The following is a 13,999-nucleotide window of genomic DNA, read 5'->3' as shown; positions in this document are numbered from 1 at the left end:
AATTAAATAATTGTCCTATGCATTTTCTAACACCTGAAATTGTTGCAGAATGCATCCAGCGTGGCAGTGACAGTAGCCGCAGCATACCTGAGCTGGACGATGCCTATGAGCGTTTGAAGAAAACCTTTGCTGATTATTATCTGGAAGGCGAGGAATTATCCTGGCTTCAACTGTCAAATCTTTTACAAAAATATAATCCTTTTGATCAGCAAATTCTCTTAGGCCCGGTTCTACGGCGCTTTATGGCGGGCTCCATGAAAGCGAATGCGGATTTACCCGCATTTTTTGAAGATGAAGCCGCTTTAAATGGGCATATTACTGAGATAAGTGAACCACAGCCCCAATTACAGAACCGCTATGATTCAGCTGATCCCCATCATGTCTCTGCCTATATTGCTGAGCCCTTAGGGATTACATTTACTTATCATCGCCAAGGTGAAAAGCCCAAAAGACTGGAAGCAAAAAACAGCATTGTCTCGATTGATGTTTATCATGAGGGAGGAATTCAGGGTGCCGGTGATGGCGGACACTGGGAAAGAACTGCGAACGCTTCCGAACGGGTCAGGTATGAAAAAGAGGCGGACTCGCGTCTTAAATATGTCGTTAAACTATTCAGAGATGACCCGGATATCACCCTTTTAGGGTTTGAACTTCTCAAGCAGCATATTCGACTAATGCATGAGGGGTTATCAGCGGGCCTTGACACTAACGATGAATTGAAAACACTTGATTTACTCGCAGCACAGGTAGTGAAGTTCAATAAGCTTTTACTTCATATGCCCAAAGATTTAGCCCTTCAGGTTATTGATCCGAAGCCTCATTCGCAATTAGAAGCGATTCTGACGCATATTCCCGAGTTTGCCGGTGAGGATTCCCCCGAAATCGTTGCTGCAGTAAAAATTCGCCTTCAGCTTCGCCATGAGAAAAAAACCTATATTTTGCCTGGCGATTCCGAACTGAATACCATGGTCAATGAAATAATGAAGCCTGTTGAGCTGGTTGCAGAAGAGCCGCCAAAAGAGGAAGATGACTTTGTCTTAGTAGCGCCATCTTCACCTGAACCGCTTCCCAGACAGACTTTTTTCCATAGCAGTCCCAAAGAGCCTCTGCCATCTCCTGTCGTACCTGTTCTGGTACCCGAAGATAAAACACCTGTAGTTATTAAAGATGACGCACCGATCGTTGAATCGGTTATTGACTTGAACTCCCAATTTTCTTCAGGCATTGAATTTTCCACTCCGGGGATGCCAGGCCCTATCGAAGACAAAATGATATTGGATGAATTTGAGGATTTATTCCAAGCAATTTATGATACCTTACAATTGCCTGTTTCAGCCCATGCGATTTGCCAGGCAATTAATCTGGCCAATGAACTTCACCAGAAGATAGTGGGTACAGTTCAAAAAGATTCCCCTTCGGTGGCTGTTAATCGGCAGGATGTTGAGAATATACTGAATCAGCTGAAATTGATTTATCCGAACAAAATGCACATTGAAGACAGGTCCAAAGCTCAGATGTGGAGGGCTTGTGCACTTGAGCTAACCAATGAGTTTGCACCCAGGTTATTTCGTTCAGCCAGCAGCGCCAGTATTTTTGGTAATAATTTGACAACCCTGCTCGATCTTACTACGGATGCCTATGAGGAAATTGATCGCCTCACTGAAAGATACAAGGATAGCACAAAGCAATATTCAGACTCAGACTATGGCTCAAAAGAATACAAAGCTCATCAAAAGATGATTGAGCAAGAATTACCCGAGTATAACAGACAGCTTGAGCAATTATCGCAATGTCCGGTCAAGTACAAACCCGTAGTCAAATCGGCTGTAAAATCAGTATTAAATTACATTGAACTACCGCCTCTAGCTCGTTTGCAAAAACTGCAGCAGAATCTTGCAGAGGCCATTAAGCAGCTGGAGCAATTTAGGGATTCGATTGACCTTAAAAATCAAAGTCCACTACAGAAAACGCAATTGGAAGATATTGAAGCAGCACTTTTGAAATTTAATGCCTGCCAAATTGCGCTGGAGGAAGATATCAATACCATTCAGCAAACTGGCATTACTCACCACGCCGGTTTACTACTGGTCAAATATAATCAGGACTTAAGGGAAGCCGTACAGGAAACCGTTTTAAATAAGCCATCATTGGCACACCTTCACAGCGGTTTCGAGAAGTTTGCGCGTATCGTGCTCAAAATTCTTACTTTCGGAATTTATGAATACAAATCCAAACCACGGCAGGCGGTAGCAGAACTGGATGCAGATCAGATTCTTGATATAAGCAGCGGGCTGCACGGCGGTCCTTCAGCTGCATAGTTCTGTGGGCAGGGATGCGTTAAACCCGCGGCAAGACCAACCGTATCCCCGCGGCGCAGACTCATAACTATCTACACAAATATTTTCCCCGTCCGAATCCCCGCGGCACCGACCGCGGGGCCCATGCCTGTTGAAGTCGTATGGTCCTCAGACAAGTTTCAATGTTGAAAAAAAATAGGGTTTAACAGGTAGTCATAAACAAGCGTCCTTAGCATTAAATTGGCTTCGTGTGGGCCCCGCGGTCGGTGCCGCGGGGATTCGATAGCTTTTAATTCTCATGCACTTGTGTAGATAGCTAGGGGTCGCAGCCGCGAGTATTCGAATAGATTCGTTCACATCAAGCGCCAGCTTTGTACCCCCTCCTCTATCGTTCTTGAATTACTCTCGATACAAGGGACATGACGAGCTGGCTCAGCATATCGAATTTGCAGGATAACAGGCCGTATTTCATTATCACTTATAGTAATCCGCCAATGATGGCTGCTAAATTTATTGCGGATTCTAAGACAGGAAAACTCTCCGAGATCTTCAAGCAGGTAGATATATTTCTTCGCGTCAAGACTAAAGCTGCAATGCCGGGCACCTAATAGTTTAATTATTTCATCAGCCCCCTGCGCGGCTAAAACACAAGCCGTATTTTTATTTTTTAGAAACCGTTCAGCCTCGGTTTCCATAGTAGTGTATTTGCCTTGGATCTCTATCATTTGGCGCATATTTTTATAAAATAGAAACAATGATTCCATATGAGCCATTACCAGTAAGGCCATAAAACTTAAGGTGAGTGAAAAAATAATCAGAATCATTCCTCGGAAACTATTCTTCATAAAGCACGAACTCTTGTGAATAACTCTACAGTTGTTTCATTTTTTAATTTGAGAATTATCCTTAAAAACCGTAACGCTTTTTTTCTGACAAGCTCCGTTTTCATACCGATTATGAAATCACTGAGTTCTTCTTTCTTATTGAAGCGATAAAACATTGAAAAAGTCTGCTGCGGGTTCTTCTCTATTGAAAAGCTTTCTTCTATCCAAAGGCCGGCGTAAACGGGATCCTGATATTGATAAATAAGCGGCTGCTCAAGTTCGAGCACCTGGCCGACAGAGTTTGCCTGGCTCTGCTTAATCCTATGCGTTTCTGCATGAAAGCAATCTGCAATTATAAGGGTGTCCCCCGCTCTTATTCTCGTGTTTTTCTCCAGCAGAATAGTCCTGCCCTTATCTTCTAATAAGCGAGAAAACAATTCGCTCATACGCGATAAACGTAATTCTTTTTTCTCATCATCAATGTGTATGGCCTTCAGATCACGAGTAACAAGCCCTTCAATATTTCCGCAAGGGCTAAACCCACTGCGCCTCGAGCTATCCCTCAGCAACTGGATAAGCATTTGCAAATCATTTTTTTGATTAATTATTGACTGGAACTGGGCGTATTGCTGACTGGTGTTAATATACTGCTGATTGATAAGCACTAACAACAGGCTTGATATAAATAAACTAATCAATAATTCAATCAGGCTAATCCCTTGCTGAAAGCTCATGACAGTCCTCTGCCTTCCTGCTGATTAATATTAATAATAAATTGAGAAAATTGGCCCAGTGACTCATTAAGCTGGTGTGAACTATGCCAAAGGGCAGTGAAAAGCCCCACTGAGCCAGAACCAACCAATAAAAGAGCGATGAGGATTTCAAGCAAAGAGAATCCTTTGTTTATTTCCATGTTTTCTATCCATGAGGTTAACTTGCGTGGGAAGAGTATCTTTCCTGGGCATTTTATTCAAGATCAGATGTAAAATAAGGGCGATTAGCGCATAGCAGCCCTAATTATGTATTACAATTAAATTAACTCTTCCAGGCCGGCCAGACAATCTGAGGCTGGGGAATAAGTGGATACGAGTTGCAATTCAGGTTCACTTGGGTAAATATGTTTTTTTAGACACGAACAGGGAGAGTCTTTTGGCTTGTGATTATTTCGCACTTCCTCATCCAGGAATCAGAACGCTTCAACCCTATGTTCCGGGTAAGTCCATAGAAGAACTCGCTCGCGAATCGGGGATTGATAATATCATTAAACTAGCCAGCAATGAGAATCCGCTTGGCTGCAGCCCCCAGGTACGTGAGATACTGGCAAGACTAAATAATACCACTGTTGCCACTTACCCCAGCCCGGGCATACATCCTTTACGACACCATCTGGCAAATCATTTAGGTATCGAAGAGGCCATGCTGACCTTGTCCAATGGTTCCGATTTACTTTTCAATACGGTGATGACCGCTTTTGCTCTCCATTCAGGCAAACAGGTTTTAACCCATCAGCATGCCTTTATTTCCTACCAGATCCAGGCACAGACCCTTGGGATTCCAACGCGTATTTGCCCCGCCATTAATCAGTGGGAAGTTGATATCGATGGGTTAATACAATGGGCAGCGGATGATACTGCAGTAATTTTTATCGCTAATCCTAATAATCCAACCGGTTTGTTATGTGACCTGCAGGAAATTGAACGCTTGCTGGCCTCTATCCCCAGCTCAACGCTATTGGTTCTTGACGAAGCTTATTATGAGTTTGCCTATACAAATGCACAGCTTGCTTCAACCCGATTACTAGAGAAATACACTAATTTAATTATTACCCGAACCTTTTCAAAAGCTTATGGACTGGCGGGATTACGGCTTGGCTATGCGATAGCCCATCCCGATATTATTCAAATTTTGTTGCGCGTCCAGTTACCTTTCGCTGTGAATCAAGCCGCCATGCTCGCTGGAGTTGAAGCGCTCGCCGATCAGAACTTTGTCGCTGAAACTTTGGCGGTGAATAGCTTTGGAATGAAGCAATTACAAAGCGGGTTCAGAGGCCTGAATCTACCCTGCCTGCCATCTTCCTGCAATTTTCTCACCGTTGATTGCAGACAAAATGCATTATCTGTTTACCAGGCTCTGCTTCATCATGGTATTATTGTCAGGCCGCTGACCCCCTACGCTTTACCAAACCACCTGAGGATCAGCATTGGCACTAAAGAACAGAACGCACGCCTGCTCGCTGCATTGCCAGTGTGCTTATCAGCTAATAAGGAAACTAAGGAAACCATATGACTAGTGAATTACGTCAAAAACACTGTGAGTCCTGTGAAGGCATAGGACAAGCGCTACAAGCAGATCAAACCCTTAATCTACTTTCGCAGCTACACGAACATTGGCAGGTCGTTAAAGAGCATCAGGCCATACGCCGCTCTTTTTCATTTAACAATTTTTACGAAACCATGGCATTTGTTAATGCAGTGGCCTGGATAGCCAATGTTGAAAACCATCACCCTGATTTGGAAATTGGCTATAATTACTGCCATATGACGTTTACTACCCATGCATTAAATGGATTAACGACAAATGATTTCATCTGCGCAGCCAAAGTAGACGATTTATTGCTGGATAAATAACCTACTGGCTCCCCTACCAGCGAAAGACCAGATCGAAAATGCGTTTCTTGCTGGCATCCCACCGGAATGAATTAAACGAATGCCCGAGTAATGGATAAACAGGGAATATCTTCTTCATCAGGAGGGAATGGTTCGTCTTTGATGTAAAAATTCAACGACACGATAAATGCCAGCAACACAGACCAGATAGTTAAGCCCTTCATAAAAATCCTTTTTGGATGGAAAATGTGCCTTGTTATTTTGCCAGAACTTCTTGTACAACGCATTAAAATTCAATGGCTCCATAAGGTTCGAAATGGTGGTTTACCCATTTATCAGCAAGCCAGCATAATTCAGAAACTCTCCTATAATTAGAATAACATTGGAACAATGTGCTTTTCTCTTATTCTGATTTTCTTTAATTTTAGGGGTTGTTGTATGCCAGAGACAGTCGAACGAGGGCAGGGAAAGCTGATAAGAAATTTAAATACCTATTTTGAAAGTCAAGATTTGCCATTCCGCATGAGCTCGGAAGGAATGTGCCATGGCCTGTCGGTACTTCGCTGTAAATATGTCCTGGAAGGCCGTGAAAATGATTATTACAAAATGCTGGATCAAATATCGAACGAAACGCTCCAGGGTGGCGATAAATCCTTAAATGAATTAAACGAATTTGTCATGCAGGTTCTTAAGTCCCATGCGCCCGAAGTTTTCAGCAGGCAGAAACAAAGGGATGCCTTCTCAATGTTAGAGGTACCCGGTGAGGGGATACTTAAATTCAATATGATTGCCTCTACAGATACCTGGAAAAAAACCATGGAATCTCTTCACCTGCAAAAGGATGAGGCGATGATCTTAAGTACGCCTACCCATACCATGAGCGTGTCTGTAACGGCTGATAATAAATACCGGCTTGCTGATCCCAATGACCACGCCGGTTTCCAGGATTTTGAAAGTTCTGACGCTTTGCTCGATCACATCACCAGCAAATACGTTTGGAAAGGTGATTATGGATTTAGTGTAGAAATTGTACGAAACAAAGAAAGTATGAGTAAAACGCGTGAACCGCCTCTTCCAACCATGCAGGAAATTTACAAGGATATCAATCTTACTGCGGCGACAGAAAGAATGGATGGAAAGTTCACCCAATTTTACTTCGTATTTGGGCTGGGGGGTTATGATGATACCGAAACATTCAACCTGCTATTAAATAAAGTGATTGATTTGGAGGGTGATGCACGGGCTGAGGCCCTCTCGGCGATGGATGTTGGATTGGTGTTCGGGGCAGCCCAATGTGACAGCGTAAATATATTAACAGCGGCAATTGAAAAGCTGCCTAACCGAATAAATAGCAATATTGAGCTAATGGTGGATAAGAGTATTGACGGAGGAGCACACAGGGTTTTTTCATTACTGGCTGAGCGGCCTGAAACCCAGGAAAACTTTAAAAAATTATTTAGCAACGAGAAAGCCAGTGAATACATCCACAAGGCAATAGCAGGATCGGATCCGGGTATCGTAAAAAAAGTGCTGGCCATGTATGACTCAATGCCTGTGGATGAATTGGCCAAAGCAATCCTGAAGAAAAACACACAGTCTGGCCGTGATGCCATTGGATCGGCCATTGAAGTAAATGGTAAATATGGGGCCAATAACGAAGGGCCTGTGTCTCTATTGCTCAACAAGGTTTTGGAATCCAACCAAAAACTCAGTGCTGAGCAGCTTCTTCGTTATACCTTGCAAGCGATAAAAACGAACCAGCCCAATTTAGTCACTCTCCTGGCGGACACTATTGAGAAAAATCTTCCTGAAAAAGATAAGAAAGCCATCTTTGAGTCAATCCAGTTAAGTGAAAAAACAGCAAAACAAACGGACTTGTCTATTTTAAAGACTCTTCAGGAGCATGGTACTACGCACACAAAAGCTGTACAGGGGGTTATGCTTGAAAAGGAAAACAAACCTAAAGGATTTCGCCTTGCCATCGGCATAATGATTGAAAAATTTACTGACTGGTCAAATAAATACAAATTAGGCAAAGAAGAAAATATGCAGCAAGTAATGTCTAATTTTAAATCATTCAAAGAACGTAACCAGGAACAACGCCAACCTGCTCCGAAGGCTGATGTAACACCAGAACCTGAGTATGCCGGGCCGGCCGGACCATAATCCTCACTGCTGCGTTTAATGGAAAAACGTAGAGGTTACAGAGCTTTAATTCTGGATTCCGTGGACAAGCCACGGAAAGTAGAGCATGTGAGTTCACTTCATTTTCGTGCCCTACTCCTGGGGCCATGCAATCGAATCCCCGCGGCAGCGACCGCGGGGCCCACACGAAGCCTATTTGGAATATCAGTTTTGCTAATTTAAGGATAATATTTGAAAGACTTCCTAACTGCTTTTAATTGCTATTTTCGGCAACATTGGATTCATCTGAAGAGCTTGTTTGACCACCAAACATGGGCCCCGCGGTCGTTGCCGCGGGGATTCGATTGCTGATGCATTGGTGTAGAGAGCTATGGGCTAACTTTCTCAAACTCCAGGACTCATGGAACGCTCCTCTGCCACAACTGTCTCCTGCTGTGCGAGACTCGGCGCAGCCAATATTGCCTCTTTCATCAGTTGTTCACTGAATTTATCCAGCCTTCCCCCATCCTGCGCAAAGAAATTCAGTTTTTGGCGAATTCGTTTAAGTTCTTCAGTCTGTTTTGGCTGTACCGCTTGTGAAAGATGCAATGCCCTGGCCTCATCCCTAAGTGATTTGCTATCTTTTTCAATCTCAGCGATTAGTGCCGTGTCAGTGGCTGCTTCACACTGCTCTTTTCCATACAAGGACATTACAATCAGGTGCGCGGAACGAGGATTTTTGAAAAGCTTGTCAAAATTATTCTGATCCAGTTTGTCCAGTTTTTCCAAATACAGGCAAGCCTGAAGAATCGATCGGACACAAGGGGCATTTTGTATGACAAGCGCCAGGTTCTCCGGCTTCAGTAGACTCGCAGAGGATTCAGCAGCGGATGATTGTTTACTCGCTGACAATTTCTGCATTAGCCTCAGTAAAGGCTCTCCAAACTGGCCTATGGCAGCAATATCTTTTTCCGTTAATGCGTTATTATTATTACTGGCTTTAAACTGCTCTGCCACTTGTACAACGCCTGCGTAACTGGCTTTTGGATTAGATAGCATTGCATTTAGTAATGGTGTATGAACTGCCTCTTCAAGATTCATCGCCGCAAAAGCAGCAATTGCCTTATTCACTTCAGCACTAACCGCTTCATTCTGAGCTTGTTCAGCAGCCTTCAAAATCACAGAGACAGGCAGGTTTGGGTATTTAAACAGAAAATCCACCAGTGATTTACGGAGGTTTGCTTCCAGCTGCATATCAAAAAGTGCTGCTATCGTTTTGTGAAGTTCAGCGCTTCTTTCTCCGCTTTGATATGCCAAACCAAGATAGGGACTAATGTCCCAGTTTGCAGCTTTGAAAAGCGGGAGCATTCCCTCAATTAAAGCCCTTATATTTCGCACATGGAGTATATCAATCCCAAATAATGTTTCGGGGTCAATTTGAATCGAAGCTTTTACCAGATTTTCGTGAAGCAGCAAATAATCTTCAAACGTAATTGAGTGACTTGCCTTCTCGAAAGCGAGTTTGTAGAAGTTTAATAATTTATCTGGTTCCGGTATTGCGGCAGGAATGTCTTTTCGAAGCCTTTGGAATGCAGAGGGGCCTGCGTTTCTATTAAGATTATTTAATATTTTCGCAAATTCAAGTGCATGGCTTTTATGTTGAGAACATAGGAGCAGAACGTCATCCATTAATGTGGCTTCATCTAATGAGGTGAGAACCTTATAGTCTCCGAAGACCTCATCAGCGATTGCTTTAAACGCTAAAAGACTTTTCTGAGGTTTTTCCTTAGGGTTTTTATCCTCCAGAATGGCTTCGCGCCCTTTCAGCTTGAGAAGGAGAATGCCAGCTAATTCTTTCAATTCAGCCGCAGTGAGCTCAGTATCTGGATTAAGAGCAGCAACGAAATTGTTAAGCTTCTTCATTTTGCCTTCAGCTTTTACATTCCTTCTGATATCCAACCAGCCAATACTTTTGTAATACTCTCTAGTGTGTTTTTCCAGATCAGCTTTTTTCATCTGAGTCCCTTCCTATTGTTATTAAGAACTATTTACTCCTCTTCATATTGGTGTGCCCCCCTTGAATCAGGGGCGATCATCCAATTCTTTACGCTGAGAGGGTAGAAAATCTTTCCTGTCGAGCCCCATCATAACAGCCAGAGCCCCTGCTACATAAATAGAAGAATAGGTACCTACCAGAATACCGATAATTAATGCCAGAGCGAAACCATGAATGGTTTCTCCACCATATACAAAAAGAGCAACGACAACGAATAAGGTCAGCAATGAAGTCATTATTGTTCGGGATAATGTCTGATTGATGGAAATATTCATAATTTCCAGAGGCGAGGCTCTGCGAATCTTGATAAAGTTCTCCCGCACCCGGTCAAATACGACAATAGTGTCATTGAGGGAATAGCCAATTACGGCCAACAGGCCAGCAAGGGCTTTCAAATCAAACTCAATGCCAAACAGGGCAAACACCCCCAAAATCAGCACAGGGTCATGAATCAAAGCCACAGCCGAACTTACAGCGAGGCGATACTCAAAACGCATGGCAATATAAATCATGGTGGCTAGCAATGAAACGACAATGGCTAAAGCACCCTTGGTTGCCAGCTCTTCGCCGACCTGCGGTCCCACAAAATCCACACGCTGCCTGGTGGCGCCGGGAAGTTGGGACATCACCTTATCAACCAGAACCGATTGCTCCATATCCGCTCGCGGGGCAATGCTTATCAATACGTCCTTGGAGGTACCGTAACTGACTACCTGCGCTTCTTTAAATCCAACCTGATAAAGGTTTTCGCGGATCTGATTCAAATCCGCCGCCTGGGGATAAGACACTTCAATTTGTGTTCCACCGGTGAAATCAAGTCCCCATTTCAAGCCGTTGACAATTAAAGCGCCAATGGACAGGATAAAAATAAGAGCCGAGAAGATAGCGGTCCATTTCCTGGCTCCCATGAAATCGACATTTGAATTTGGATTAAAAAATTCCATCTCTGCCTACCTTAAATACCAATCGATAATTTCTTGATGTTTTTGCGGCCACCATAATACCAATTCACGATAGCACGCGTATAGGTAATACTGGTTAGCATGGATGTCAGGAGGCCAAGCGATAAAATGACCGCAAAACCGCGTATAGGCCCTGTTCCAATTGCAAACAATATGATGCCGACAATCAAGGTGGTCAGGTTAGCATCCATAATCGTAGAGAATGCCCGATCATAGCCTGCATACACGGCGGCCTGAGGCGACATGCCGCTGCGCAACTCCTCACGAATCCGCTCGTAAATTAAAACGTTCGCATCAACCGCCATACCTACTGTCAATACAAATGCAGCAATACCAGGAAGGGTCAGCGTTGTTCCAATTAATGAAAGCAAAGCGCTTAAGAGAATCAGATTCAAGAATAATGCGATATTGGCTACCAGTCCGAAGAAATGATAATAAACCAGCATTAATACCAGAATCAGTCCCATGCCCACTTCCAGGGATACCAATCCGCGCTTGATGTTTTCCTTACCCAAAGAAGGCCCTACGGTTCGTTCTTCTACGGGATAAATGACAGCAGGTAAGGCTCCCGCCCTAAGCAGCAGCGCGAGATTACTCGCTTCTTTGCTGTCGGTTAAACCGGTAATCTGGAAATTATTACCCAGGGCATTCTGTATAACCGGTGCACTGATCACCCGCTCTTCGCGGCGATTAACGCGCTTGACCACCCCATCCACTGTTTGAGTTGATGTTTTGGTTTCAACATAAACAATGGCCATGCGTTTACCGATATTCTCACGGGTAATCTTGGTAAACAGGCTTTCCCCGCCGCCGCCCAACTGGATTTGTACGGAAGGGCTTGCAGTCTGCTGATCAAAACTGGAGACGGCACTGGTAATGGAGTCCCCGCTTAAAACAACCTGCCGCTTCAGGAGGATAGGCTGGCCATCCATCATATAAAGCTTGCTATTAACGGGAATTGCGCCGGTTTGCTTGGCAACCTGGGCGTCATGCTCCTGATCCACCAGATAAAATTGCAAAGTGGCCGTACCGCCAAGAATCTGCTTGGCTCTGGCTGCATCCTGAATTCCTGGAAGATCTACTGCAACACGGGTGGCGCCCTGCTGCTGTACGACCGCTTCACCAACACCCAATTCATTAACGCGGTTTCGTAGAATACTCATCGTTTGCTCAATGGTATTCTGGCGAATGCTATTCAACTCAGTAGGAGCAAGCGATATTGCTAAGCCAGGGCCATCTTTTAATTTGCTGACCTGAATGCCGGGCTGTTTGTCTTTGATTTCATCAGCCGCTTTATCGACTACGTCAGCAGAGCGAAAACGGATGGTAATGCCTGTTTCAGGCTGATATCGAATGCCGTTATAGCGAATACCGGCTTCGCGCAGGTTCTGGCCAATGTTCTTCATCAGGCCCTCATAGCGACGGGCAACCACACTGTCAACGTCCACTTCAAGCAGGAAATGCACACCGCCTCTTAAGTCCAGCCCCTGCTTCATAGGCTCGGCACCAATTTTGCGTAACCATTCAGGCGTCGCTGCCGCCAGATTTAAAGCGACTGTGTACTCTGAACCAAGGCTGCTTTTGATAGCATCACGTGCCAGTAATTGCGTATCAGTTGTCTTAAAGCGAATCTCAATGCTATCCGCCCCGATGTTCATGGAGCGATAGGGAAGATTGGCATCCTTTAATATCGTTTCAACCTGCTCGGCCAGTTGCTGTTCATCGACTGGCGATTGCGAACTGATTTGTACTGCCGGATCTTCACTATATAAATTAGGAATGGCATAGATTAGTCCAACCACCGCCAACACAATTAACGCGATATTTTTCCACAGTGGATATTTATTCTGCATTTCCGTTACCAGTTACCAAACTTATAGAGATTTAATTGTGCCTTTTGGCAAAATAGCGTTCACTGCCCCGCGCTGCATCATGATTTCAACGCCATCAGCCAGGCTAACCTTGATATATTGTTCATCCATGTTAACTATTTTCCCTACCAAACCACCTGCTGTAATGATCTCATCGCCTTTTTTTAGATTATTGATTAACTCACGTTGCTCTTTAGCCCGCTTATTCTGTGGACGTATCAGCATGAAATAAAAAAGGACAAAAATAGCAAGAATCATCACCAGAGAAAATGTACCATCCTGCTGAGCTGCTGCAGCCGGTGCAGCCATCGCGTCACTGATAAAAAAACTCATAAGCCTCTCTCCTCCAATTGACTTCTTTCATTACGCTGGCAGAAAGTGCCGGCAAATTAGCGTGACATCATATAGTGATTTGCTGCTCAGGTAAATGATGCAAACAATAATGAATGTTATGTTGAATCAAAAATCGCTGGCAAAGTAAGGGGGTATGTTGCAGTAGGTGGTGAAAATAGGCGCGCGTCAGTCCCTGCCTGCATGCTTCACAGCCGCAGTTTCTATCAATTGGCTGATGGTCATCCCGCATTGTTTCGTCCTGTATATCCAGCACCAGCGATTCAGTATAGACCTGGCCCAATAAGGCATCACTGGCTGGCTGGTCGCTTTCAAGCGTATGCAGTGGCAATTGCGCTAAACGCTGAAATTGCTGCCAATTGAAGCGGCCTGCGATATAGAGCGGCTGCTTCGACGCCTGTGCGATATTATAGAACGCTTCGAAACACTGGCTGTCAGAAAACTGCAAATAAGAACTATGGTGCCTGCTATCAGCATTCTCTTTCGAACTGGAAATTGTTTTTATACTGGCGGGTAAATCACGCCATAGCACTTCCAGCGACCCATTGGTGATGGGTAATACGAGATATGCCGGATTCAATGTTGAAATCAGGCCTGCCAACACAGGCAAGTCAATTCTAATTATCTGGCCGTCGTAGTGGGAACGAATTACGATCTGGTCGTTTTTTATCTGGAGTGAACTTAGATTTAGCACAATATCACCCGACCAGCCGCAATAGGATTGCAAGCTGACATTCATTCCCTCAAAGAAGGCAAGCCCGGGCTTCATCAGCAGCTCATCCAGATAGAAAGTGATTTGAGAAACGCCTGCCGCTTTCCAGTTTGCCATTGTCAGGCAGGTGCCTGCAGCCGTCGTAATAACAGGTATAAATTGATTATTTCCAGACATTTACATCCCCATGTAATTG

At 44.2% G+C, this 13,999-nt stretch carries 13 protein-coding genes; 4 read left to right on the top strand and 9 right to left on the bottom strand.

The window, feature by feature from the left end:
- Positions 1-17: 17 nt before the first annotated feature.
- Positions 18-2,318: a hypothetical protein gene (locus DYH42_RS03950; protein WP_131793016.1), complete on the top strand. Its 2,301-nt coding sequence runs from the start codon at positions 18-20 to the stop codon at positions 2,316-2,318.
- A gap of 332 nt (positions 2,319-2,650) precedes the next feature.
- Here DYH42_RS03950 and DYH42_RS03945 read toward each other — a convergent pair whose 3' ends face one another.
- From DYH42_RS03945 to DYH42_RS03935, 3 genes are read right to left on the bottom strand one after another with little or no spacing between them, the layout of a single operon-like run.
- Positions 2,651-3,142 carry a hypothetical protein gene (locus DYH42_RS03945; protein ID WP_058524839.1) on the bottom strand — a complete coding sequence of 164 codons (492 nt, stop codon included), beginning with the start codon at positions 3,140-3,142 and terminating at the stop codon, positions 2,651-2,653.
- Positions 3,139-3,855, bottom strand: coding sequence for a PilW family protein (locus DYH42_RS03940; RefSeq protein WP_058524840.1), 717 nt, complete (start codon positions 3,853-3,855; stop codon positions 3,139-3,141). The genes DYH42_RS03945 and DYH42_RS03940 overlap by 4 nt, the downstream gene beginning before the upstream one ends.
- Positions 3,852-4,034, bottom strand: a complete 183-nt coding sequence (locus DYH42_RS03935) for a prepilin-type N-terminal cleavage/methylation domain-containing protein (protein ID WP_058524841.1) — start codon at positions 4,032-4,034, stop codon at positions 3,852-3,854. Before DYH42_RS03935 ends, DYH42_RS03940 begins: the two co-directional genes overlap by 4 nt.
- 236 nt (positions 4,035-4,270) lie before the next feature.
- Here DYH42_RS03935 and hisC point away from each other — a divergent pair, with 236 nt between their 5' ends.
- The gene (gene hisC, locus DYH42_RS03930) at positions 4,271-5,407 is read left to right on the top strand and encodes a histidinol-phosphate transaminase (RefSeq protein WP_058524842.1); all 1,137 of its coding nucleotides are present in this window, start codon (positions 4,271-4,273) and stop codon (positions 5,405-5,407) included.
- On the top strand, positions 5,404-5,748 hold the full coding sequence (locus DYH42_RS03925) for a 4a-hydroxytetrahydrobiopterin dehydratase (RefSeq protein ID WP_058524843.1): 345 nt from the start codon (positions 5,404-5,406) through the stop codon (positions 5,746-5,748). The genes hisC and DYH42_RS03925 overlap by 4 nt, the downstream gene beginning before the upstream one ends.
- Positions 5,749-5,819: 71 nt before the next feature.
- Here the strand turns inward: DYH42_RS03925 and DYH42_RS16845 are convergent, their stop codons facing one another.
- On the bottom strand, positions 5,820-5,951 hold the full coding sequence (locus tag DYH42_RS16845) for a hypothetical protein (RefSeq protein WP_272946885.1): 132 nt from the start codon (positions 5,949-5,951) through the stop codon (positions 5,820-5,822).
- Positions 5,952-6,165: 214 nt separating this feature from the next.
- Here DYH42_RS16845 and DYH42_RS03920 point away from each other — a divergent pair, with 214 nt between their 5' ends.
- Positions 6,166-7,893: a hypothetical protein gene (locus DYH42_RS03920; protein WP_058524844.1), complete on the top strand. Its 1,728-nt coding sequence runs from the start codon at positions 6,166-6,168 to the stop codon at positions 7,891-7,893.
- A 363-nt stretch (positions 7,894-8,256) separates the two neighbouring features.
- Here the strand turns inward: DYH42_RS03920 and DYH42_RS03915 are convergent, their stop codons facing one another.
- From DYH42_RS03915 to DYH42_RS03895, 5 genes are all read right to left on the bottom strand, one after another.
- Positions 8,257-9,867: a hypothetical protein gene (locus DYH42_RS03915; protein WP_058524845.1), complete on the bottom strand. Its 1,611-nt coding sequence runs from the start codon at positions 9,865-9,867 to the stop codon at positions 8,257-8,259.
- 66 nt (positions 9,868-9,933) lie between these two features.
- A complete protein-coding gene (secF, locus tag DYH42_RS03910; RefSeq protein WP_058524846.1) occupies positions 9,934-10,851 on the bottom strand; it encodes a protein translocase subunit SecF in 918 nt (305 codons plus the stop codon).
- An 11-nt stretch (positions 10,852-10,862) separates the two neighbouring features.
- Positions 10,863-12,722, bottom strand: a complete 1,860-nt coding sequence (secD, locus tag DYH42_RS03905; protein ID WP_058524847.1) for a protein translocase subunit SecD — start codon at positions 12,720-12,722, stop codon at positions 10,863-10,865.
- A 21-nt stretch (positions 12,723-12,743) separates the two neighbouring features.
- Positions 12,744-13,073 carry a preprotein translocase subunit YajC gene (gene yajC, locus DYH42_RS03900; RefSeq protein ID WP_058524848.1) on the bottom strand — a complete coding sequence of 110 codons (330 nt, stop codon included), beginning with the start codon at positions 13,071-13,073 and terminating at the stop codon, positions 12,744-12,746.
- Between the two features lie 67 nt (positions 13,074-13,140).
- On the bottom strand, positions 13,141-13,980 hold the full coding sequence (locus DYH42_RS03895) for a hypothetical protein (RefSeq protein ID WP_058524849.1): 840 nt from the start codon (positions 13,978-13,980) through the stop codon (positions 13,141-13,143).
- Positions 13,981-13,999: the final 19 nt, after the last annotated feature.

The organism is Legionella birminghamensis, assembly GCF_900452515.1.
GTDB classification, from domain to species: domain Bacteria; phylum Pseudomonadota; class Gammaproteobacteria; order Legionellales; family Legionellaceae; genus Legionella_C; species Legionella_C birminghamensis.
This window is presented reverse-complemented; position numbering and strand designations above follow the sequence as displayed.

What these genes read in the sequence shown, in the direction of transcription:
- DYH42_RS03950 (WP_131793016.1), top strand. Translation starts at nt 18, where the DNA reads ATGCATTTTCTAACACCTGAAATTGTTGCAGAATGCATCCAGCGTGGC.
- DYH42_RS03945 (WP_058524839.1), bottom strand. Translation starts at nt 3,142, where the DNA reads ATGAAGAATAGTTTCCGAGGAATGATTCTGATTATTTTTTCACTCACC.
- DYH42_RS03940 (WP_058524840.1), bottom strand. Translation starts at nt 3,855, where the DNA reads ATGAGCTTTCAGCAAGGGATTAGCCTGATTGAATTATTGATTAGTTTA.
- DYH42_RS03935 (WP_058524841.1), bottom strand. Translation starts at nt 4,034, where the DNA reads ATGGAAATAAACAAAGGATTCTCTTTGCTTGAAATCCTCATCGCTCTT.
- DYH42_RS03925 (WP_058524843.1), top strand. Translation starts at nt 5,404, where the DNA reads ATGACTAGTGAATTACGTCAAAAACACTGTGAGTCCTGTGAAGGCATA.
- DYH42_RS16845 (WP_272946885.1), bottom strand. Translation starts at nt 5,951, where the DNA reads ATGAAGGGCTTAACTATCTGGTCTGTGTTGCTGGCATTTATCGTGTCG.
- DYH42_RS03920 (WP_058524844.1), top strand. Translation starts at nt 6,166, where the DNA reads ATGCCAGAGACAGTCGAACGAGGGCAGGGAAAGCTGATAAGAAATTTA.
- DYH42_RS03915 (WP_058524845.1), bottom strand. Translation starts at nt 9,867, where the DNA reads ATGAAAAAAGCTGATCTGGAAAAACACACTAGAGAGTATTACAAAAGT.
- secF (WP_058524846.1), bottom strand. Translation starts at nt 10,851, where the DNA reads ATGGAATTTTTTAATCCAAATTCAAATGTCGATTTCATGGGAGCCAGG.
- secD (WP_058524847.1), bottom strand. Translation starts at nt 12,722, where the DNA reads ATGCAGAATAAATATCCACTGTGGAAAAATATCGCGTTAATTGTGTTG.
- yajC (WP_058524848.1), bottom strand. Translation starts at nt 13,073, where the DNA reads ATGAGTTTTTTTATCAGTGACGCGATGGCTGCACCGGCTGCAGCAGCT.
- DYH42_RS03895 (WP_058524849.1), bottom strand. Translation starts at nt 13,980, where the DNA reads ATGTCTGGAAATAATCAATTTATACCTGTTATTACGACGGCTGCAGGC.